Source organism: Mycobacterium toneyamaense (assembly GCF_055384815.1).
The window spans coordinates 1,404,208-1,424,391 of the sequence record NZ_AP040333.1 but is presented as its reverse complement, the minus strand read 5'-3'; the positions used below and the strand labels follow the sequence as shown (position 1 = coordinate 1,424,391).

23 protein-coding genes and 1 tRNA gene are annotated in these 20,184 nt (G+C 64.1%); 4 read left to right on the top strand and 20 right to left on the bottom strand.

From position 1 onward, the window contains the following. Positions 1 to 3: 3 nt before the first annotated feature. Genes thrC through argS form a run of 4 tightly spaced genes read right to left on the bottom strand, consistent with a single transcriptional unit; the run spans position 4 to position 5,433 of the window. Positions 4 to 1,071 (bottom strand): threonine synthase, encoded by a 1,068-nt coding sequence (thrC, locus tag ACZ5IQ_RS07005; RefSeq protein ID WP_346416893.1) that lies wholly within the window; start codon positions 1,069 to 1,071, stop codon positions 4 to 6. After that, on the bottom strand, positions 1,071 to 2,390 hold the full coding sequence (locus ACZ5IQ_RS07000) for a homoserine dehydrogenase (RefSeq protein WP_212812509.1): 1,320 nt from the start codon (positions 2,388 to 2,390) through the stop codon (positions 1,071 to 1,073). The genes thrC and ACZ5IQ_RS07000 overlap by 1 nt, the downstream gene beginning before the upstream one ends. After that, positions 2,387 to 3,757, bottom strand: a complete 1,371-nt coding sequence (lysA, locus tag ACZ5IQ_RS06995; protein ID WP_406776224.1) for a diaminopimelate decarboxylase — start codon at positions 3,755 to 3,757, stop codon at positions 2,387 to 2,389. Before lysA ends, ACZ5IQ_RS07000 begins: the two co-directional genes overlap by 4 nt. Before the next feature lie 23 nt (positions 3,758 to 3,780). Next, positions 3,781 to 5,433, bottom strand: a complete 1,653-nt coding sequence (gene argS / locus ACZ5IQ_RS06990; RefSeq protein WP_212812511.1) for an arginine--tRNA ligase — start codon at positions 5,431 to 5,433, stop codon at positions 3,781 to 3,783. A gap of 146 nt (positions 5,434 to 5,579) precedes the next feature. On the opposite strand from argS, the gene ACZ5IQ_RS06985 reads away from it, so the two are divergent. Continuing rightward, positions 5,580 to 5,652: transfer RNA gene (locus tag ACZ5IQ_RS06985), tRNA-Arg, on the top strand. Between the two features lie 102 nt (positions 5,653 to 5,754). On the opposite strand, the gene ACZ5IQ_RS06980 is transcribed toward ACZ5IQ_RS06985, so the two are convergent. After that, a complete protein-coding gene (locus ACZ5IQ_RS06980; RefSeq protein ID WP_212812512.1) occupies positions 5,755 to 7,557 on the bottom strand; it encodes a zinc-ribbon domain-containing protein in 1,803 nt (600 codons plus the stop codon). A gap of 70 nt (positions 7,558 to 7,627) precedes the next feature. After that, entirely contained in the window at positions 7,628 to 7,936 is a 309-nt protein-coding gene (locus tag ACZ5IQ_RS06975; RefSeq protein ID WP_212812513.1) for a DUF732 domain-containing protein, read from the bottom strand. Between the two features lie 180 nt (positions 7,937 to 8,116). On the opposite strand from ACZ5IQ_RS06975, the gene ACZ5IQ_RS06970 reads away from it, so the two are divergent. From ACZ5IQ_RS06970 to ACZ5IQ_RS06960, 3 genes are read left to right on the top strand one after another with little or no spacing between them, the layout of a single operon-like run. Then, complete coding sequence (locus ACZ5IQ_RS06970) at positions 8,117 to 8,323, top strand: hypothetical protein (protein ID WP_212812514.1); 207 nt, start codon at positions 8,117 to 8,119, stop codon at positions 8,321 to 8,323. Next, positions 8,320 to 8,619: a DUF732 domain-containing protein gene (locus tag ACZ5IQ_RS06965; protein WP_212812515.1), complete on the top strand. Its 300-nt coding sequence runs from the start codon at positions 8,320 to 8,322 to the stop codon at positions 8,617 to 8,619. Before ACZ5IQ_RS06970 ends, ACZ5IQ_RS06965 begins: the two co-directional genes overlap by 4 nt. After that, complete coding sequence (locus tag ACZ5IQ_RS06960; protein WP_212812516.1) at positions 8,616 to 9,383, top strand: hypothetical protein; 768 nt, start codon at positions 8,616 to 8,618, stop codon at positions 9,381 to 9,383. Before ACZ5IQ_RS06965 ends, ACZ5IQ_RS06960 begins: the two co-directional genes overlap by 4 nt. A gap of 61 nt (positions 9,384 to 9,444) precedes the next feature. Here the strand turns inward: ACZ5IQ_RS06960 and ACZ5IQ_RS06955 are convergent, their stop codons facing one another. The 14 genes from ACZ5IQ_RS06955 to ACZ5IQ_RS06890 all read right to left on the bottom strand — a co-directional run bounded on the left by ACZ5IQ_RS06955 (position 9,445) and on the right by ACZ5IQ_RS06890 (position 20,087). Continuing rightward, positions 9,445 to 9,846, bottom strand: a complete 402-nt coding sequence (locus ACZ5IQ_RS06955) for a zinc-ribbon domain-containing protein (protein WP_212812517.1) — start codon at positions 9,844 to 9,846, stop codon at positions 9,445 to 9,447. Continuing rightward, positions 9,788 to 10,753 carry a zinc-ribbon domain-containing protein gene (locus ACZ5IQ_RS06950; RefSeq protein ID WP_464481016.1) on the bottom strand — a complete coding sequence of 322 codons (966 nt, stop codon included), beginning with the start codon at positions 10,751 to 10,753 and terminating at the stop codon, positions 9,788 to 9,790. Before ACZ5IQ_RS06950 ends, ACZ5IQ_RS06955 begins: the two co-directional genes overlap by 59 nt. A gap of 33 nt (positions 10,754 to 10,786) precedes the next feature. After that, positions 10,787 to 11,191 (bottom strand): hypothetical protein, encoded by a 405-nt coding sequence (locus ACZ5IQ_RS06945; protein WP_212812520.1) that lies wholly within the window; start codon positions 11,189 to 11,191, stop codon positions 10,787 to 10,789. After that, positions 11,191 to 11,577 (bottom strand): hypothetical protein, encoded by a 387-nt coding sequence (locus tag ACZ5IQ_RS06940; RefSeq protein WP_212812521.1) that lies wholly within the window; start codon positions 11,575 to 11,577, stop codon positions 11,191 to 11,193. The genes ACZ5IQ_RS06945 and ACZ5IQ_RS06940 overlap by 1 nt, the downstream gene beginning before the upstream one ends. A gap of 663 nt (positions 11,578 to 12,240) precedes the next feature. Next, complete coding sequence (locus tag ACZ5IQ_RS06935) at positions 12,241 to 12,735, bottom strand: class I SAM-dependent methyltransferase (RefSeq protein ID WP_464481438.1); 495 nt, start codon at positions 12,733 to 12,735, stop codon at positions 12,241 to 12,243. A 340-nt stretch (positions 12,736 to 13,075) separates the two neighbouring features. Then, the gene (locus ACZ5IQ_RS06930) at positions 13,076 to 13,846 is read right to left on the bottom strand and encodes a hypothetical protein (RefSeq protein WP_212812522.1); all 771 of its coding nucleotides are present in this window, start codon (positions 13,844 to 13,846) and stop codon (positions 13,076 to 13,078) included. Positions 13,847 to 13,913: 67 nt separating this feature from the next. Next, positions 13,914 to 14,162: a WhiB family transcriptional regulator gene (locus ACZ5IQ_RS06925; protein ID WP_212812523.1), complete on the bottom strand. Its 249-nt coding sequence runs from the start codon at positions 14,160 to 14,162 to the stop codon at positions 13,914 to 13,916. A 165-nt stretch (positions 14,163 to 14,327) separates the two neighbouring features. After that, entirely contained in the window at positions 14,328 to 15,419 is a 1,092-nt protein-coding gene (locus ACZ5IQ_RS06920; RefSeq protein WP_036429724.1) for an IS630 family transposase, read from the bottom strand. 15 nt (positions 15,420 to 15,434) lie between these two features. Then, a complete protein-coding gene (locus ACZ5IQ_RS06915) occupies positions 15,435 to 15,725 on the bottom strand; it encodes a hypothetical protein (RefSeq protein WP_464481015.1) in 291 nt (96 codons plus the stop codon). 156 nt (positions 15,726 to 15,881) lie between these two features. After that, positions 15,882 to 16,973, bottom strand: a complete 1,092-nt coding sequence (locus ACZ5IQ_RS06910) for an IS630 family transposase (protein ID WP_036429724.1) — start codon at positions 16,971 to 16,973, stop codon at positions 15,882 to 15,884. Between the two features lie 23 nt (positions 16,974 to 16,996). Then, entirely contained in the window at positions 16,997 to 17,221 is a 225-nt protein-coding gene (locus ACZ5IQ_RS06905) for a hypothetical protein (RefSeq protein WP_464481014.1), read from the bottom strand. Between the two features lie 259 nt (positions 17,222 to 17,480). Then, positions 17,481 to 19,409, bottom strand: a complete 1,929-nt coding sequence (locus ACZ5IQ_RS06900; RefSeq protein WP_464481013.1) for a hypothetical protein — start codon at positions 19,407 to 19,409, stop codon at positions 17,481 to 17,483. Between the two features lie 151 nt (positions 19,410 to 19,560). Then, positions 19,561 to 19,884: a DUF732 domain-containing protein gene (locus tag ACZ5IQ_RS06895; protein ID WP_212812525.1), complete on the bottom strand. Its 324-nt coding sequence runs from the start codon at positions 19,882 to 19,884 to the stop codon at positions 19,561 to 19,563. Further along, a complete protein-coding gene (locus ACZ5IQ_RS06890; protein WP_212812526.1) occupies positions 19,881 to 20,087 on the bottom strand; it encodes a helix-turn-helix domain-containing protein in 207 nt (68 codons plus the stop codon). The genes ACZ5IQ_RS06895 and ACZ5IQ_RS06890 overlap by 4 nt, the downstream gene beginning before the upstream one ends. Positions 20,088 to 20,184: the final 97 nt, after the last annotated feature.

The window sequence follows — 20,184 nt, the reverse complement described above, 5'->3', positions numbered from 1 at the left end:
GCGTCAGACCAGTCCGAGCTGTTCGACCACGGCGGTCGGGTCGACCGGGATGGCCTTGACCTCGGGCATGCCCTTGAGGGCGTTGTCGGGGTCCTTGAGGCCGTTGCCGGTGACGGTGCAGACCACGGTCGAGCCGGGCTTGACCCAGCCGTCCTCGATGGACTTGAGCAGACCGGCGATGCTGGCGGCCGAGGCCGGCTCGACGAACACGCCTTCGGCCTTGGCGACGAGGTGGTACGCGGCCAGGATCTCTTCGTCGGTGGCAGCGAGGAAGCGACCGTCCGACTGCTCCCGTGCCGCAACGGCGCCGTCCCACGAAGCCGGCGAACCGATCCGGATCGCGGTGGCGATGGTCTCGGGGTTCTTGACGGGCTCGCCGAGCACCAGCGGCGCCGCACCGGCGGCCTGCGTGCCGAGCATGCGGGGCAGCCGGTCGGACACGCCGTCGCGGTGGTACTCGCTGTAGCCGCGCCAGTAGGCGGTGATGTTGCCGGCGTTGCCGACGGGCAGCGAGTGCACGTCAGGGGCGGTGCCGAGGGCGTCGACGATCTCGAACGCGGCGGTCTTCTGCCCCTCGATGCGGACCGGGTTGACGGAGTTGACCAGGGCGATGGTCGGGTAGTCGGCGGTCAGCTTGCGGGCCAGCTCCAGACAGTCGTCGAAGTTGCCGTCCACCTGAATGATCTTGGCGCCGTGCATGACTGCCTGCGCCAGCTTGCCCATCGCGATCTTGCCCTGCGGGATCAGCACCGCGCAGGTGATACCGGCGCGCGCCGCGTAGGCGGCCGCCGACGCCGAGGTGTTGCCGGTGGACGCACACAGCACGGCCTTCTGGCCACGGGCGACGGCATCACTCACGGCCATGGTCATGCCACGGTCCTTGAACGAGCCGGTCGGGTTCAGTCCCTCGACCTTCAAATGCACTGTGCAGCCGGTCTGTTCGCTCAGCCGCTTGGCGTGGATGAGCGGGGTGCCACCCTCGAGCAGGGTGACCGGCGTCCAGTTCTCGGTGCCGGGCAGACGATCCCGGTAGGCCTCGATCAGGCCGGGCCACGGCTTGTGCACGCTCATTACTTACTGGTTCCTTCCATGCGCAGCACACTGTTGATGCTCTGCACTGCTTCGTGATCGGCAAGGGCCGCAACGGTTTCCGAAAGCGCTTCATCGGTGGCCCGGTGGGTGACGACGACAATGCGGGCGCCGCTGCGCTGACCCGACTCGTCCTCCATGCCCTCCTGGCGGACCTCGGCGATGCTGACCTCGCGCTTGCCGAATTCGGCTGCGACAGAAGACAACACACCGGGCTTGTCCGCCACGTTCATGCTGACGTAGTAGCGGGTCTCGATGGCGCCGATCGAGGCGATCGGCAGCTTGGCGTACTTCGACTCCCGCGGACCGCGGCCGCCCTGCACGCGGTTGCGCGCGGCCATGACGACGTCACCCATGACGGCGGACGCGGTCGGTGCCCCACCGGCGCCGCGGCCGTAGAACATCAGCTCGCCGGCGGCCTCGGCCTCCACGAAGACCGCGTTGAATGCGCCGTTGACGGAGGCCAGGGGGTGGTCCAGCGGCACCAGCGCCGGGTAGACGCGGGCCGAAACCCGTTGCTTGCCTTTACCGGTGGTCAGCCGCTCGCAGATGGCGAGCAACTTGATGGTGCAGCCCAGCGCCTTGGCGGACTCGAAGTCGGCGGCACTGACCTTCGTCATGCCCTCGCGGTAGACGTCGTCGGCGGTGACCCGGGTGTGGAACGCGATGGACGCCAGGATGGCGGCCTTGGCAGCGGCGTCGTAGCCCTCGACGTCGGCGGTGGGGTCGGCCTCGGCGTAGCCCAGCACGCCGGCTTCGGCGAGTGCGTCGGCGTAGTCGGCGCCGGTCTCGCTCATCGCCGACAGGATGTAGTTGGTGGTGCCGTTGACGATGCCCGCGACCCGCAGCACGACGTCACCCGCCAGTGACTGCGTCAGCGGACGGATCACCGGGATCGCACCGGCCACGGCAGCCTCGAAATACAGGTCTACACGCGCCTTTTCGGCGGCCTGGGCGAGTTCGCCGGTGGACTGCGCCATCAGCGCCTTGTTGGCGGTGACCACGGACTTGCCCTGCTCAAGCGCGGCCATGATGGCCTTGCGGGCCGGCTCGACGGGGCCCATGAGCTCGATGACGATGTCGACGTCGTCGCGCGAGACCAGGGCCTCGATGTCGTCGGTGAGCATGTCGACAGGCACGCCGCGGCCCTTGGCGACCTTGCGGACACCGACACCGCGCAGCTCCAGGGGCGCACCGATGCGAGCGGCCAAGTCGTCAGCGCTGTTCTCGATGATCCGGACCACCTCGGTCCCGACGTTCCCGAGTCCGAGAACTGCTACGCCGATTGGCTTTTCACTCATTGACCACTCACCTCCAGGCTCAACAGGTCTTCGACGGTCTCCCGACGCAAGATCAGGCGCGCGTTGCCGTCCTTCACCGCGACGACGGCGGGACGGGTCAGCAGGTTGTACCGGCTGGACATCGAATAGCAGTAGGCGCCGGTGGCGGCGACCGCGATCAGGTCGCCAGGACCCACGTCACTGGCCACCCAGGTGTCCCGGACGATGATGTCGCCGGTCTCGCAGTGCTTTCCGACGATCCGGGCCAGCGTCGCGGGGGCGTCGCTGGCGCGCGACACCAGCCGGGCGTCGTACTGGGCGTCGTACAGCGACGGCCGGATGTTGTCGCTCATGCCGCCGTCGACGCTGACGTAGCGCCGGTACTTGTCGGCCGAAACGGCAACGTCTTTCACGGTGCCGACCTCGTACAGCGTGATGGTGCCAGGGCCCGCGATCGCGCGGCCGGGTTCCACGACGAGCTTGGGCGTGGGCAGGCCGACGGCCTCGGACTCAGCCTTGACGATGGCCTTGAGCTTGTCGGCCAGTTCCTTCATCGGCGGCGGGTCGTCGCTGGGCAGGTACGAGATGCCCAGTCCCCCACCGAGATCCATGACAGACATCTGCGCCGTCTTCTCGACACCGAATTCGGCGACGACGTCGCGCAGCAGGCCGATGACGCGGTGGGCGGCGATCTCGAACCCGGCGACATCGAAGATCTGCGAGCCGACGTGGCAGTGCAGGCCGACAAGCCGCAGGTTGTCGGTGGCGAAGACCTTGCGCACCGCGTCCATCGCCGCGCCGCTGGCCAGCGAGAGACCGAACTTCTGGTCCTCGTGGGCGGTGGAGATGAACTCGTGGGTGTGCGCCTCGACGCCCGGGGTCACACGGACCAGGACGTCCTGCACCACACCGGCCGCGCCGGCGATGGCCTCCAGGCGTTCGATCTCGATCTCGGAGTCCAGCACGATGTGCCCGACGCCGGCCGCGACCGCGGCCTTCAGCTCAGAGACCGATTTGTTGTTGCCGTGCACCGTGATTCGCTCGGCCGGGAAGTCGGCGTGCAGGGCCACGGCCAGTTCGCCGCCGGTGGCGACGTCGAGGCACAGGCCCTCCTGCGCGACCCAGCGCGCGATCTCGGCACACAGGAAGGCTTTTCCGGCGTAGTGCACGTGCTCGCCGCCACCGAAGGCGTCGGCGATCTCGCGGCACCGCGAGCGGAAGTCGTCCTCGTCGATGACGAACAGCGGCGTGCCGAACTGCTCGGCCAGTGCACCGACCGTCACACCGGCGATGCTGACCTGACCGTCGGCACCCCGAGTCAGGTTGCGCGGCCAGACATTCGGGGCCAACAGGTTGACCTCGTCGGGGGTTTGCGGCTTCTCCGGCACCACGTTGCCGGTCGGCTGCCCGCTCACATCCGCTCCGGGGCGCTCACGCCGAGGATCTGCAGACCGTTGGCGATGACCTGGCGGGTGGCCGCGCACAGCGCCAGGCGCGCCCGGTGCAGGTCGCTGTGCTCTTCGTCGCCCATCGGAAGCACGCGGCAGGAGTCGTAGAACCGGTGGTAGTCACCGGCCAGGTCTTCCAGGTACCGGCACACACGGTGCGGTTCCCGAAGGGCCGCAGCGGTTTTGAGGACCCGCGGAAACTCGCCGATGGTGCGCATCAGCGTGGCTTCGCGATCGTGGCTGAGCAGGTCGAGGTGCCCGAGGTCGGACTGCAGGCCGAGGTCGGCCGCGTTGCGCGCCAGGGCCGACAGCCGCGCGTGCGCGTATTGCACGTAGTAGACCGGGTTTTCGTTGGACGCGCTGGCCCACAACCCCAGATCGATGTCGATCGGGCTGTTCACCGACGACCGGATCAGCACGTAGCGCGCCGCGTCCACGCCGATGGCGTCGACCAGGTCCTCGAGGGTGATCACGGTGCCGGCGCGCTTGCTCATGCGCATCGGCTGGCCGTCCTTGAGCAGGTTGACCATCTGGCCGATCAGCACCTCGACGGTGGCCGGGTCCTCGCCGAGCGCGGCGGCGACGGCCTTGAGACGGCCGATGTAGCCGTGATGGTCGGCGCCGAGCATGTAGATGCACAGGTCGAAACCGCGCTGGCGCTTGTCCAGGTAGTACGCGATGTCACCGGCGACGTACGCCGGGTTGCCGTCGCTCTTGATGACGACGCGGTCCTTGTCGTCACCGAAGTCGGTGGTGCGCAACCAGATTGCGCCGTCCTGCTCGTAGATCGAGCCGTTGTCACGCAGCTTGTCGATGGCCTGTTGCACCCGGCCCGAGGTGTGCATCGAGTCTTCGTGGGTGTAGACGTCGAAGTCCGTGCCGAAGTCGTGCAGCGACTGCTTGATCTGGCCGAACATCAGGTCCACGCCGAGCTCGCGGAAGACTTCCTGACACTCGTCGGCCGGCAGGCTCAGCGCGTCCGGCCGCTTGGCCACGACGTCGGCGGCGATGTCCTTGATGTAGTCGCCGCCGTAGCCGTCCTCCGGGGCCGGCTCGCCCTTGGCCGCCGCGACCAGCGAGCGGGCGAAGCGGTCGATCTGCCCGCCGTGGTCGTTGAAGTAGTACTCGCGGACGACGGTGGCGTCCTGCGTGGCCAGCAGGCGGCCCAGCGCGTCACCGACGGCGGCCCAGCGGGTGCCGCCGATGTGGATGGGTCCGGTCGGGTTCGCCGAGACGAACTCCAGGTTGATGTGGCGGCCCTTGAGCTCCTCGGAGGTGCCGTAGCGGTCGCCGGCGCCCAACACGTTGAGAATGACGACGCTCTGCGCGGACGCCTCGATGCGCAGGTTCACGAAGCCCGGACCGGCAACGGTGGCGTCAGCGATACCGTCGGCGTCGTTCAGCCGCTCTGCGAGCCATTCGGCCAGGTCACGCGGGTTGACGCCGACCTTCTTGCCCAGCTGCAGCGCCAGGTTGGTCGCGTAATCACCGTGCTCGGGGTTGCGCGGACGCTCGATGGCCACTGTTTCGGGCAGCGCGGCGATGTCCAGGTCGTGTTCGACCAGGACCACGGCGGCGGTGTTCTTGAGCAGTTCAGCCAGATCGGCGGGGGTCACGGGGGTCCATCCTATGGGCTGAGCTGCTCAGGCTTGTCATCGGTCACCTGCTGGTCGGTAGGCAGTCCGCACCGATTCGGGAGGCGGGCCACCGATGCGCTAGTCTGTGATCGCCCAACGGCGCCGCTGGCTCGCCAGCATCAAGCGCCCCCGTAGCTCAGGGGATAGAGCGTCTGCCTCCGGAGCAGAAGGCCGCAGGTTCGAATCCTGCCGGGGGCACTTCCTGACCAGCGTGTATGCAGGTCCGTGCGAGATTCGTGCAATTGGCCTTCAGCGATGACTGTCTCGGTGCCCCAATGGCGCGCGGTTGGTGGCCTTGATCTAGTCCCGATGGGCTCGGCGCGCGCCGTAGCACTCTGGGCACCCGCTGCTTCTGCGAGTTGCAACCACGGCTCGCCACTCGTGTCCCCGTGAGCACAGCCACCACGCGCGCACACCGCTTGCCGGGCGCAGTTGGTCCGGCGTCAGCTCACCGTTCCTAGTCGGGTGCCATTCTCTCGCCGCATCGGGAAACAGGTCAGCGAACGACTCGCCTGCCTGCGGTGCTGACCGCTTACGCGCCACCGTCCGGTAACCGCATCGCGGGCATCCGCTGCCACGGGTGCGAATACCTACCTGCGACCGCCATTCGTTGGAGCATTCCGAGCACGTCCACACAAATTTCGTCTTGCTGCCAGGGTGGATGCGGTCGGCAGTGATGCCGTCGTTCTTAGCAGGGTCCAACTCCGCGGCGATTGCCGGAAACTCGGTCGCGAGACTAACCGCGCGGTGCCTGTATATTGCTTGATTGGCGGCGGCTTCAGCCCACACTTGCAGATCGCGCAAGTAGTCATCGAATCGTTCTGCCACGCAACCGATTTCCGCTAGCTCCTGCAACACCTTCACGGTCACTGTCTTTATCGGCTCGGTGGGCGATACGAAGACCTCATACCCGCCAACGCTGTGCAACGGCAGTTCGCGGACACGTAGAACCGTCCAACCTGCCGCATTGAGCGCGTCGGTTTGTGCTCGGTCTCGGCGGTCCAGGTCGGCATGGAATCGCACACCGTCGTATTCCACGACTATGCCGAGACTGGGTATAACGATGTCAGCCCGGACCGGCCGCCGGTGCTTCACAGGTATTGGAGGATGGCCATGTGCAACAGCCAGTCCAGCCGCGGCCAATTCGTATTCAAGCCTAAGCTGGCGCGCCGAAACACCGATGGTCGAACATTCCGGGCAACCGTCGCCACGGTCCACACGCTTGTAAGGCGGCGCGGCCCACACATGCCCGGCCGCCCTGCACTGCCACCACCTGTGTTGTCTGGCGCCAGGATTCACGTCGGCCGCCGTTAGCGGCGCATTCTTTGTGGGGTGCCACTCCACAGCGACATCGGGGTACAGGTCAGCCAGCGACCGGCCCGCCTTGGGCGTTGATTTCGCGATTGCACGTCTGGCCTCGTCGCATTCGGGGCACTGCTCCCCTCGTTGGCGGTTGCTCGGCGATACGGTCCACTCGTGCCCCTCACTGCATAGCCACCAAACCCGTTTGCTGCTCGCTGGCCGAACATCGTGTGCAGTCAGGTGGCCGTTCTTTGTGGGATGCCACTCGGCCGCCGCTTCGGGGAATCTATCGGCAAAACTGTTGCCGCGCTTAGGGGTTGATCGCAAGACGGCGCGGTGTGCGACCGCGCATTTGTGGCAGCCGATGCCGACCTGGCTGCGCTTGTTAACAGCAGCTTGCCATTCGTGTTGGCAGCGCGAACATTTCCACCAGACGGCCCGTCCGCTGCCGACTCGTACCTCCGCTGGCGTCAGGCCATCATTGAGTGTGGGGTGCCATTCGGCGGCGACGTCAGGCGCCGCCTCGGCAAGCGATTCTCCCGGCCTGGGCTTCGCCGCCGCAGCAGCACGCCGCGCTATCCCGCACGGTGGGCACCCCCTGCCCGCCGTCCCACGCTTGTACACCTTGTTCTTCCACTCGTGCCCGCAAGTCGAGCACCGCCACCACACGTCGGCATTGCATCCAGGCCGCACGTCGTACGCGGTCAGACCACCATTCAGCGTCGGGTGCCACTCCGCTGCAACATCGGGTCGCAGATCAGCCAGTGACTCGCCGGGTTTCGGCTTCAAGATGGCGGCCACAGCACCGATTCTGCTTCACCAGGCCGAGCACGCGCGTCACTTTCACTCGCTAGACCAAGGCGCAAGCGAGCTAGAGCTGGTCCTTATACTCCGGGCAGTAGGCCGCCACAGACGCGCCCACAAAGTACCCGGCGTCATCCGCGGTAACCGTCTTGTTGGTGATGTTGTACACCTTCATCGAGACCTCGGCCGGGGTCCAGCCAGAGTCGATCTGGCTGCACACGAACCGGGCAGCGCTCACCGCGCTCGCATTGGTGGGAAACGTAATCCCGTAGTGGTGAATCACCTGGAGGAATATCGCGTCATCGTCATCGGCATGAGCCGGTGCGGCCAACACAACCGCCGCGCCAGCAACAGCCATTGCCAGCAAAGTCTTCATAGCGATTGAGACTACGCCAGCTCAGCCGAGTTTGACCAGGTCTGACAGTAATTCTGCTGGTTGCTGACCGACAAATTGGCGAGCCACTGCAACGCGCGTCAGGCCGCCTTGGCGCTTGGCCAATATCCAAGATTGGGAATGGTCTACCCAACGCGCCGAGTCAGTCGCACACTGGCGAACATGACAACGATCAACACCCCGGCGCCACCGGTTGAGTACCTGCGCGCCGAGCTGGCCGACAAGCTCGACGCCTACCCGATGGAGACATGGCCAGCCGAACTACTCCAAGCGGCCATTGCCTTGATAGACGCAGCCGCTGGCCACCTGGTGCAGCCGTCGAATGACATACCTCCGGGGCGCCCACGGCTCCGGGTGGTGACGTCATGACCCGCGAAGCAGCGGCCGGTATCGTGCTCGCGCTAGTATGCGCCACCCCGCTGGCTCACGCGGATACCCCTGATGCCAAATTCCTTGCCGCGTTGCAGGCCAACGGAATACAGGGCGATCCTGGCCAGCTCGTGGCCGACGGTCATTCAGCATGTGACAACTACGGCGGTATCGGGATGACCGGTTTCATCATCGGGCTACGTGCTCGTGGGCTGTCCGCCGATCAGGCGGGCAACCTTGTCGCGGACGGCATTCGGGCCTACTGCCCAGAAAAGGGACCATGGGGTCCGCTGTGAGCGATCAAGTACAGAACAAGGACGGCGACGCGAAAAAGCCTATGACTCTGAGTCTCTGGACCGCTGATGGCCAACAACACGATGTCGTACTGAGTGGCCCTGGAGGAGTCGTCCGGTTCTGCGTTGGCGATCCAGCGGGGTCCCACTCCGCCGTCTGGCGAGTTTGGGCGAATCGCAACACTTTTGATGTTTACGTCACAGCACGGGATATTGCCGATACCCAGAAAATCAGCCTCCATGAGACGGGAGACTGGCGACACCAGTTCCTGAATTCCGAACTCGCGCAGAAGTACACGGACCAACCAAACAGAATTCTCGACCAATGGCAGGAAGCGACCGAGCACGGCGATAGCCGAATGACCCTCGGCTATTCCGTTCGGATGCGCACTCAAGACCTGGGCGACTTTCGGGAGACGTTTCCGAAAGAGTTGGTGTGGGTCCCCGCGGCCCCAGTCGGTAAGGCGATAGCCGTGCATATTGTCTTCTCTCGCGTTCATGATCAGCCCGTGAACATGGGCGGAATGGTGCCAATTGGAGGATTTACGTTGGTCGACGGCAGGGCCGTCCTGTTGCTGGCCGAGGTCTTCGAAGTTCCAGCAGAAGTCAGCGCCGACGTAGATGCGCGGATTGCGTTGGTGCAGAAGGACCCGCGGGTCGTGGGTGCGACGCACCCTCGCATGGCGATGCATGGCAGTAACGAGCATGGTCGCTTTTCATGGGATATCGCACTCAAACCAATGCCCTGCGATTCCTGCCGGAGCTGAGGCCGGGCGACGTCGACGCCCACAACCGTGGGCTGCCACCCGGTCGCAAAATGTCGTCGACCTAGCGGTGACCCTCTGCGCGACATTCCCGGCACCGTCCGAATTTCCGGCGATCGACCACCCTTGCCTGCCATTCATGTCCGCGCTTGCACTGCCACCAAACGAGCCTGTCACTAGCCGGGCGCACGTCGTGAGCCGTCAATGGGGCGTTGCGCGTGGGGTGCCATTCGACCGCGGGCACAGGAAATAGGTCAGCGAACGATCCGCCGGGTGGTGGTAGAGCCCGCTTTGCCGCACCGCGTTTCCGCGAGCACTTGGGACAACCGTGTCCAGCACTGCGAATCCAAACCATCGACGACCATTCGTGGCCACAGTCTCGACAGGTCCATATGAACTTGGTGTTGCTACCCGGATGCACTTCCTCTGGCTTTACTCCATTGTTCTTTTTCGGGTCGAACTCCATTGCCACGTCTGGGCATTCGCTCGCCAGGCTCTTGGTGCGATATCGATAAGGCGCACTTCCCACACAGCCACCACCGAGGCTTCTTGCTGCCCGGGTTGACATCGGCCGCGGTAGTTGGCGCGTTCTTCGTCGGATGCCATTCGGCGGCGATATCCGGGCGCACATCGGCAAGCGACCGGCCCACCTTGGGCGTCGACTTCGTAATGGACCGCTGCAATTCCGCGCACGTCGGACAACGCTCACCCCTGCGGCGGTTGCTAGGCGACACGTCCCATTCGTGACCGTCTCCACACAACCACCAAACCCGTCTGTTGCTGCCCGGTTTCACTTGCCAAGGAGTGAGGTCGCCGTTACGGGTCGGATGCCACTCAGCTGCCGGCCCCGGGAATTGGTCGCCAAAGCTCTGACCGGGCTTCGGCGTTGACCGCAAGATCGCTTTGCGCACCAGCCAGCACTCCCGACAACCTGTGCCGCCTTGGGTCGTTCGACGACAGATCGTCGTCTTCCATTCGTGCTGGCATCTTGCGCACTTCCACCAAGCCATCTTGCCGCTGCCGACTCGGACCTGCGCCGGCGTCAGGTCGCCGTTCAGCGTGGGATGCCATTCGGCAGCTACGTGCGGAGCGGCTTCGGCAAGCGATTCACCGGGTTTGGGCTTCGCCGCCGATGCTGTCCTACGCGCGATGCCGCACGGCGGGCATCCTCGGCCCTGCGTCCCACGGGCGTACACCTTGTTCTGCCATTCATGGCCACACGTGGAGCACAGCCACCACACTTCAGCGTTGCAACCGAGCCGCACGTCGTAAGCAGTTAGTTCGCCGTTCAAAGTCGGATGCCACTCCTCGGCGATCCCGGGACACAGTTCAGCCAGCGATTCACCGGGCTTCGGCTTCAAGATGGTGGCCATAGGACCGATTCTGCTTCACCCGACCGACAATGCTCAGCAGTCAGGTGACGTAGTGCGTACCCCCGGTATTGCCCGGCCGAATGGCGGCATCGGGGTCACTCGGTCGAACCGGTCGACGGTGATAAACGGAGTGCTCCGGTCCGCGATCCACGGAATCTGGCGTGCTCCGGGGTAGTAATTGCCGCCGACGTACCACGACGGCACGGTGACGGCCTCTCCGTCGTCCAGCATCCGCAGCATCCGGCGGGCCGATTGCGACACCCGTGAGGTCTCGCTAAGTCGCGCCATTTCGACCTTGCTCGCCTGGCGGTCTTCACCGGTTGGCGGAAGATACAACCGCGGGTCGCACTCCGCGTCACGCGCGAAGGATTCGCGCAGATGCTCGCGCAGGCCGGGAAGGTGCGCGTAGTCGCTCTGTAGTCGCTTCGGGCGGGCCATCAGCTCGCTGTCCGAGGTATAGCGCCGCGATACTCTCCGGAGCCGTTACGCGCCGCCCACGACGCTTTACCGGCCCGACTCTTGGCAGTGTCGACCGCCTTACCAGGCTCCAGCGAGATACCGCCCAGGCACCGCGCAATGATCAGCGTTTGCTGCCGAACCTCGGCCAACAGCGGTGACGGCCGAACCACGCCATCCTTATCAGTGAAGGTGCGCCCGGTCTTGGTCAGCATCGTTTCCAGCGACGCGACGACATCGGCGGCCCGTCCGGCGCGTTGCAGTAGATCGGACTCGCGGGCGTCCAGCTCCAGCCCTGCGGCCCTCGCATCAGCGGCTACCGCGGCAACCAATTCCGGCCCCGCCTGCGGTTTGTTTCCGCTGGTCATGTGGTCATTCTAGTACGTGCGTACCAATGTTTTGTTCGATCAGCCGTCCAAATCAGCAGTGTCGGCCGGTGGCGTCCAAAGGGGTGGGGGGCCTCCCCCCGGCCCCGGTCTCGACCAGGGCATACGGAGTGCCGCGAATGGCAACCACCCACGATTCAGCGGAGCTGTCGGAGGGTGTGTCGTCGTTACCTGATGGGCGCCAGGCATGTTCAGTTGCGGGTGAGGTCGGCCGCGCCAGGACCGATGCCGTAGCTGTTGGGGCAATGGACCTCGGCCGAGCCTGTGCTTAGCCAGCGTGGCTGTGTCTGTCCAGTGCGTCGCGAATCGCGACGATGACGTGCCGCGTACCGGATTGACCTCCTCTTTCGGTCGTTCAGCCATTCAGTAGACCGACCGGGCGGCCGAGCGCGGCCAACCTGCCCAGCGAAATTGCCGCGCAGCACTAACGACATTCGACGCTTTCGCCGGTTGTCGACGTGTGCTGAATGGCTCCGCCGTTGTCCCGGGTTAATTCGCCAGTCACACGGAGTTGCGCGGCAACAGCCAATCTGAGTCGCGTTTGTTGCCGGGGAATTCTTTCGGACCCCGAACGCATAGGCGTTGATACCCGCGCTTGTGGCCCTTGGGGTGGTCTTGGGCGGGTATCACTTTCGGCCAGGGTCATCATCCGACCCGGTCGGCGTGGACTTCAATCATGGGGATAGCCAATCGGTCGCCGCGGACAACCGGAGGGCATTGTGAGCAATGCGGCTGCCAGTAGTCCGTTCGCAACTGATACATGGTGGTCCCGATATAGCTTATGCGCCAACCGCATTCAGGCAGCACGGTCCGAACGTCGACCACGTCGCTCACATCATGATTGTGATAGCCGTTGACCTCACCGGGTCCGAAAGCGAATAAGTAAAGCCGTGCGCCAGGTCTGGTCACCTGGTGCAGCTCGGTCGCGTACGCAGGGCGCTGATCAGGCCGCAGGTTGTCGTAGCACTTCGAGTCCACGACGGTATCGAAGCGCTGTCCACCATCGCTCATCGTGGTGACGTCGCATTGAGCGACAGTTACTGATACACCGGACCTCTTCGCATTCATCCGCGCGCGGTTGATTGCCGTTGGCGCGAGTTCGTAGCCGGTTACCGTGCAGCCATGCCGGGCATACTCGATGGCGTGCCAACCTGATCCGCACCCCGGGTCTAGAACATCTCCGGTGATGACACCGGGAAGTGATGCTAAGCTGGCGGATCACGGGCTGCGCTTCGCCGATGTCCCACGGTGCAATTCCGGCGCGGTAGAACATTTCGGCGTGCGTTTGGTTCACGTTCGACGCCCTTTCGCGTTGTGATGCGAACAACGCACCCGGGCCGATCCGGACCTCTCACGGCTTCGGCAAAGAACCTCGGCCCCGGGTGCGTGTCCGCGCTGCGCGGTCCCGTACGACCGGCGCGCTTTGGGGCAGCGACCATCCTCTACAACGGAAGAGCCCCAATCCTTTTCGTCGGAGTTGTCAGCCGCGGTATACCTGCGCCGTGACCTTGGTCGGGTCGACCAATGGCACTTCAGATTGGTACCCACCCTGAATTTCCTTGCGTAGCTTCGCCGTGTTCCAGTCGGCCACAGCTTTTTGCTTTGCAGCAAGCCGGGCGTCGCAGACCGCGGCGGCGTATTCCGGGTCACGCCGAGCAAGGACATCGTCAACGAATTCAGTTGGTGCGCCGCGACTCGCCAGGTAAGGAGGTATCTCGTCAGCGAGAACTGGCAACTCGCTCACCTTGGCTTTCATCAGCACATCAGTCGCCGCCGCGACCAAGGCACCTTCGGGTTTGGCGTCAAGTGTCCGGACTACCCGATCCCATGCGCGGCCGTTGCGGAGTTCGGATGCTGTGTCGTCACCGGCTGTCGTCATCCTCTCCCGCACTTGCCTGACGCGGTCCTGCGCTTGCGTGAGTTGATCGGACATTTCCGCGGCACTGCTTTCAAGATCCTTTGCAGCGCCCGTTTCCTCGAAAGTTCGGCGCAACGCTGTGTCGATTTGGGTGTGAAGTTCGCGCTGTGCGTCAGTCATCGCCGTAACGGGTCGCTTCGCTTCCTCGCGCTTCTCCCAGTCGACAACGGAAGCAAGATGCTTGCCGTGCTGTTCCCGGACATACTTGGCTCGCTGCCAGGCTTTCTCGGCAGGTGTGCCGTAGGTCGGCGCTGGCGGTACCAGTGGGGTTAGTGGCCCTGCGTCGCGGGCTCCCTCACTCGGTTGCGGGTCAAAAACGTTCAAGATTCCCATTGAACTACCTCCCTTAGGATGAAAGATGCTGCACACCTTGGGTTTTGATCTTACCGTTGATCGACAGTCAGGCCGCATTATCGCCAGTGGTTTTGCGATAGACACCCCCGATCACACCCCGGGGTCGTACCGATCGCGGTTGACTAGCAAGCCATTCCACGCACTCGGCCTTGACTTGACAGGTATCGCAGATCGACAACGCCATTGCGACGTCTTCGGCAGACTCACCGTCGAATAGCGTTGCCTCGACTTGGGAACACGCAGCGACGCCGCCGAACCTTGGTATGCCGCGCAGGATTCTGCCTACCAGTTCCATCCACCCAGGCAACGCGGGCGGCTTCCTGTTGGCCACAACGGCACCGGACCGGCTGCGCCCCTTGTCAACGCAGCGCTTGCACAACCCGCGGGCGTGCGGCTTTCCATCGCAGTTCTCGGTTACGCACATGGCGCGCCTCCGTGGTGTCGGCATGGCTGCGTTGGACTAGTGTCCTGCGCCGGGAATTCGTTGAAGATATGAACCGAGTCGTTCGAAGATCTCGTCGGCGGTCTTCGTCCAGTTGAACGGGCGGGGGTTGTCGTTCCAGTCTGCGATCCACTCGCGAATGTCCTTCTCGAGGGCCTGAATTGAGCGGTGAACGCCGCGGCGCAGTTTCTGGTCGGTGAGTAACCCGAACCACCGCTCGACCTGGTTGAGCCACGACGAGTAGGTCGGGGTGAAGTGCATGTGGAATCGGGGATGGGCGGCAAGCCATTTGGTTACTGTCGGCGATTTGTGCGTCGAGTAGTTGTCGCAGATCAGATGGACGTCCAGGTCAGCGGGCACGGTGTTGTCCAACTTGGTCAAGAACTTCTTGAACTCGATCGCGCGGTGCCGGCGGTGAATCGAGCCGTAGACCTCGCCGGTGGCCACATCCAGGGCGGCGAACAAGGTGGTGATTCCGTGCCGCACGTAGTCATGGGTGCGGCGCTCGGGCATGCCGGGCATCATCGGCAGCACCGGCGCGCTGCGATCCAAGGCCTGGATCTGCGATTTTTCATCGACGCAGAGCACCAGTGCCTTCTCCGGCGGGTCCAGATACAACCCCACGACGTCACGGACCTTGTCGACGAACTGCGGGTCGTTGCTGATCTTGAAGGTGTCCACCTGATGCGGCTTGAGGCCGAACGACTTCCAGATCCGTCCGACCGTTGACTTCGACAACCCGGTCTCAGCCGCCATCGAAGACCGCGACCAGTGCGTGGCGCCTTTGGGTTGACGCTCCAACGTGGCCACGATCAGCTGCTCGACCGCCTCGTCGGTGATCTTGCGCGGCGCACCAGGACGCGGCTCATCGGCCAGACCCTCCAGTCGCGCCTCCAGGAACCGTCCACGCCATTTGCCGACCGTTTGCGGCCACACACCTTCATCAGCGGCGACTTCCTTGTTGGATTTCCCTGCCGCGCAACCCAACACGATCCGACAACGTTGGGCCAACGCCTGCGAGGACTTCGATCGACGGGCCCACCGCTGCAACGTCTCACGTTCGTCGTCGGTCAACACCAACTCGACTACCGGCCTACCCCTGGTTCCCACCCGCCAATTCTACAATTAATCAACTAATTTACGGCGCAGGACACTAGCAACGCGTTTACGGCACCGTTGACCATCGGCACGTCGGCGCAGACACATCGGGTTGGCGAACGCCTTGGCGATCCGGTCGCGGTAAACGGGTGGCAGTGATCCGCCGATTTCATGGGGTTGCGCCAGTTCGGCACCGAATTCCGGCTCAGTAACTCCGAGTTGGTCTGGGTCGAGCAACCACCACGTCCCAGATTCGGTAACACATACCAGCGCGTATCCGTTGGGCAGTCGGTCGGTCAGGTGTTGATGTGTGATCATGCGGTCCTCCGTCGTCTCTGTGGCTGTCGGTGGTGGCCTCTAATCGGGCACCGGTGCGTTCGACCTTCCTGCGGGCCGCTGTCGGGCCAAGCCGTGGGGCTGTGGCCAAACGCCAGACCACTCCGCGACCGTCATCGGGGTCAGGATCAGCCCGCACTAGTGTCCTGCGCCGGGAATTCGTTGAAGATATGAACCGAGTCGTTCGAAGATCTCGTCGGCGGTCTTCGTCCAGTTGAACGGGCGGGGGTTGTCGTTCCAGTCTGCGATCCACTCGCGAATGTCCTTCTCGAGGGCCTGAATTGAGCGGTGAACGCCGCGGCGCAGTTTCTGGTCGGTGAGTAACCCGAACCACCGCTCGACCTGGTTGAGCCACGACGAGTAGGTCGGGGTGAAGTGCATGTGGAATCGGGGATGGGCGGCAAGCCATTTGGTTACTGTCGGCGATTTGTGCGTCGAGTAGTTGTCGCAGATCAGATGGACGTCCAGGTCAGCGGGCACGGTGTTGTCCAACTTGGTCAAGAACTTCTTGAACTCGATCGCGCGGTGCCGGCGGTGAATCGAGCCGTAGACCTCGCCGGTGGCCACATCCAGGGCGGCGAACAAGGTGGTGATTCCGTGCCGCACGTAGTCATGGGTGCGGCGCTCGGGCATGCCGGGCATCATCGGCAGCACCGGCGCGCTGCGATCCAAGGCCTGGATCTGCGATTTTTCATCGACGCAGAGCACCAGTGCCTTCTCCGGCGGGTCCAGATACAACCCCACGACGTCACGGACCTTGTCGACGAACTGCGGGTCGTTGCTGATCTTGAAGGTGTCCACCTGATGCGGCTTGAGGCCGAACGACTTCCAGATCCGTCCGACCGTTGACTTCGACAACCCGGTCTCAGCCGCCATCGAAGACCGCGACCAGTGCGTGGCGCCTTTGGGTTGACGCTCCAACGTGGCCACGATCAGCTGCTCGACCGCCTCGTCGGTGATCTTGCGCGGCGCACCAGGACGCGGCTCATCGGCCAGACCCTCCAGTCGCGCCTCCAGGAACCGTCCACGCCATTTGCCGACCGTTTGCGGCCACACACCTTCATCAGCGGCGACTTCCTTGTTGGATTTCCCTGCCGCGCAACCCAACACGATCCGACAACGTTGGGCCAACGCCTGCGAGGACTTCGATCGACGGGCCCACCGCTGCAACGTCTCACGTTCGTCGTCGGTCAACACCAACTCGACTACCGGCCTACCCCTGGTTCCCACCCGCCAATTCTACAATTAATCAACTAATTTACGGCGCAGGACACTAGTCCGGCGCTCAGTAAGTCGCGATACCAACGGCGGACGGCCGACGCACCGGCGCCCAGCTCGGCGGCCAAACCGATTGCGTCACGCGGCCGGATGCCGCCGTGCTCGGCGATCAGGCCGAGTAGCCATACCTGGTCCGGCACCGGTGCCGAGTCCGGGTCTTCGGCTGGCCATAGCTCGGTGAGGTGGACGGGTGCGTTCATCGCGTGGCTTCCGCGTCGGCCTCGGCCGGTAGCCAAGTCGTCGTGTTCGGCCACGTGTGCCGACTGACCGAGCGGGCGACAGCGGCCCGGCGCAGGCGGCGGAATGCTCGGTAGGTGGCGTTTCTGTTGTGGCCGAGTCTCGCCCCGTGCGCCTCGGCCTGTTTCGGTCGCACGCCGCCGGGTGTCTGCTCGATGAAGTCGGCCAGCCATCGGGGGTCGGAACCCGACCTGTGGGCGCGCCCAGTGATGTCAGTGACATTCATGAGTCCGCCCCATCCAGGGCGGTGCCAGATTTGTTAGTTGATGCCCATAGCTCGGAACCGTCTTCGCCCTCACTGCTACCCAATTCTTCTGGGGGTCTAGGGATATGGAGTGACAAATCTGGCACCGGAATCATCTGGACCGACAAATCTGGTACCGCCGTGCTGGGGTCCAGCGCCGATGGTTCGATGTCGTCGGCCAGTCGGTAGAACCAGGTCGTGACAAACCGCCCGCCCCGATGGGTCTCGGTGTCGGTGCAGTCGAGCGCGCCCAACATATGTAGCGCTTGCAACTGTCGATCCACCGTCGCTCGCGGCTTATTCAATCGCTTGCGAATGTCCGTCGCGGTCGAATCAGGATGCACGACCAGGTCATCCAAGATGGCTAGCCGCAGCGGCGGCATTGAGTCCCGCGCGCACCGTATGGCCAGCCGCAGCGCCGACGTGCGATCCATCCCGATAGCCACCCCGCCGCGGACCAGTTGCGCCAACTGCTTGGCGAACCGAGTAGGCATTTCCGGGGCGTGCGCGTCGATCACGTCGCCGCGATAGTCGTACTCCACGGCGGTACGGGTCAGCGTCACCAGGTTGGCGGCGTTCAGCAGCACTTCCGATTCAGCCTCGGACAGGCTGACAGGGTCGGTATTCATCCCGGCGATGACACCGGCCGCGGCCTCTGCCAGCTCTGCCCGCATGTCGACCTCGTGGCCGGTGTTACCAATCGCTTTCCGGCCAGCTTGTATCCGTTTCGTGGTCGAATCCATCCGGACAAGTACGAAACGGTCACCCATCGAAGCAATGACGGAGTGAGCGCTGTCCCACGCCGTCGTGCAAGCACCGATCACCACGATTCGGCCACTCCAATGCAAGACGTTGCCACCGTCGGTGCCGACTTCACGCGACCATCTGCCATCGTGTATTTCACGCAGAGCGGCAAGCACTTTCGCACGAAGATCACGGTTCATCGACAGGATGGAAGTCACGTCTTTGATCACCAGTACGCCTTGGGAGCCAATGCGCCGCAGCAAGCCACCCGTTGCGCCCTTGGAGCGCTCGCGTTTCGGAGTCGCCGACAGCAATGCAGCATCCGAAGTGATCGCACTGATAACCACAGCGTCGACACCGTCGAGCGCCTGCACGGTTTCAGTCTTCGCGTTGCCGCTGCCCGAAATGACCAGTAACCACAACGGATCACCAGGCAGTCGTTCAGCCGCGGCAGCGGCCAGAACCGCGTCTTGGGCGTCTGTGTCGTAGTCCTCACCTAACCACTTTCGGGACACCGCGTGCGCCTGGTCGAGCGTGATGGGAGCTACGTCCGGCAATTCGCGGATAGATTCTTGGCCTTCACTGACGATTGCCGACGGGTCGACCTCGGTGACGGTGCCCAGTGGCTCCATGTCCGGCACCACGCGCTGTCCCTCACGGTCGGCCTTGCCGAACGCCGACCGAATCGTCTTGAGCACCGAGCCCATTCCGTCGTCGCGCACCAGGCCGTTGGCGTTGCACGCCTTGATCAGCTCGGCGCGGAGCTGGTCGCGCGGAACGCTCAGCCTGGCCAGCTTCAGGGCGACGGTATTGAGCGTGCTGTTTCGCCGGTGCGAGTCAGAAGCAAGGCTGGCCAGCTCGGCTAGCTCCAGCTCCATCGCGCGCACCACGTACGGGTCGTCCGGGGATCGGTACCCACCGGTCGGCGGCCGGTCGACAGGTGGCGACGGTGGTGGGATGTCCGAGCACGCCGACTCGTACGTGGTATCACCGTTTGCCGCTGCCAATGCCGCCTTTGCGGCGTCGCGCTCGGCCTTGCGTTGCAGGAACGACCTCTCATCCCGGACGCCGCGGGCTCCGTGCGCCGGTAGGTCTGGGTCTTCCGGATTGACATGGATCGTCGTCAGCGGAACCGCCGGCGTCTCGTTAGGGTCTTGACTCAAGTTGGTCAAAATTACTGCGCCCCTTTGTAAATACGCCCGACACGCCGACTGCCCCGGCTTGTATCGCGGTAGACTGAGCGCGTTGTTGTTGTCTGGTCCGTAGTTGTCCGGGAAGGCCGTCCCTTGGTCCGGGGCGGCCTTTTCGCTTTCCTCACCCGGCCGCGTCCGGGCAGTAGACCTCGGCGAAGTCGGACACGGCAGCAGCCATGTCGTCGCGAGTGACCCACTCCGGTGTCGACGCCGACACCATCGCTGCCGACACCACGCGGTCCTCACTCCACCCTGCCTCCAGCAGCACACACGCTGAAACAGCCGCTGCGCGAACATCGTTCGGTGAAGTGAGCCGCGTCAGCCCATCGGCGTGCAGCAGGTTGATAAGCCGGTCAAGGTCGGTGCTTCCTGTGTCGGCGTGCGCTATTGCCGGTGTCAGGATGACAGCAGTCGCTATGGCCAGCCACGCGCTACGCCGCTTCACACTGCGCCACCAACCGGCTTCATTAGCTTATCCAGGTCTGCTGCATCGACTTTCAGCAACTTGGGGCCGACCCGAACCGCGTTCAACCTGCCCTCGGCGATCCATTTTCGCAGCGTCCGATAGTGGACTCCGCACAGCTCGGCGGCTTCCGGTAGACCTATCCATTGGCGCGCAACCGCATTCGTCATCTTCGGCGCTTTCATGCCGTGTCCGCCGAAGGTACGCGGTAAACGCCGGTGCGACGTCGGTTACAACTCGCACTGGTTGGCATCCTTGTGTTCATAAGGCGCAGGATGCACC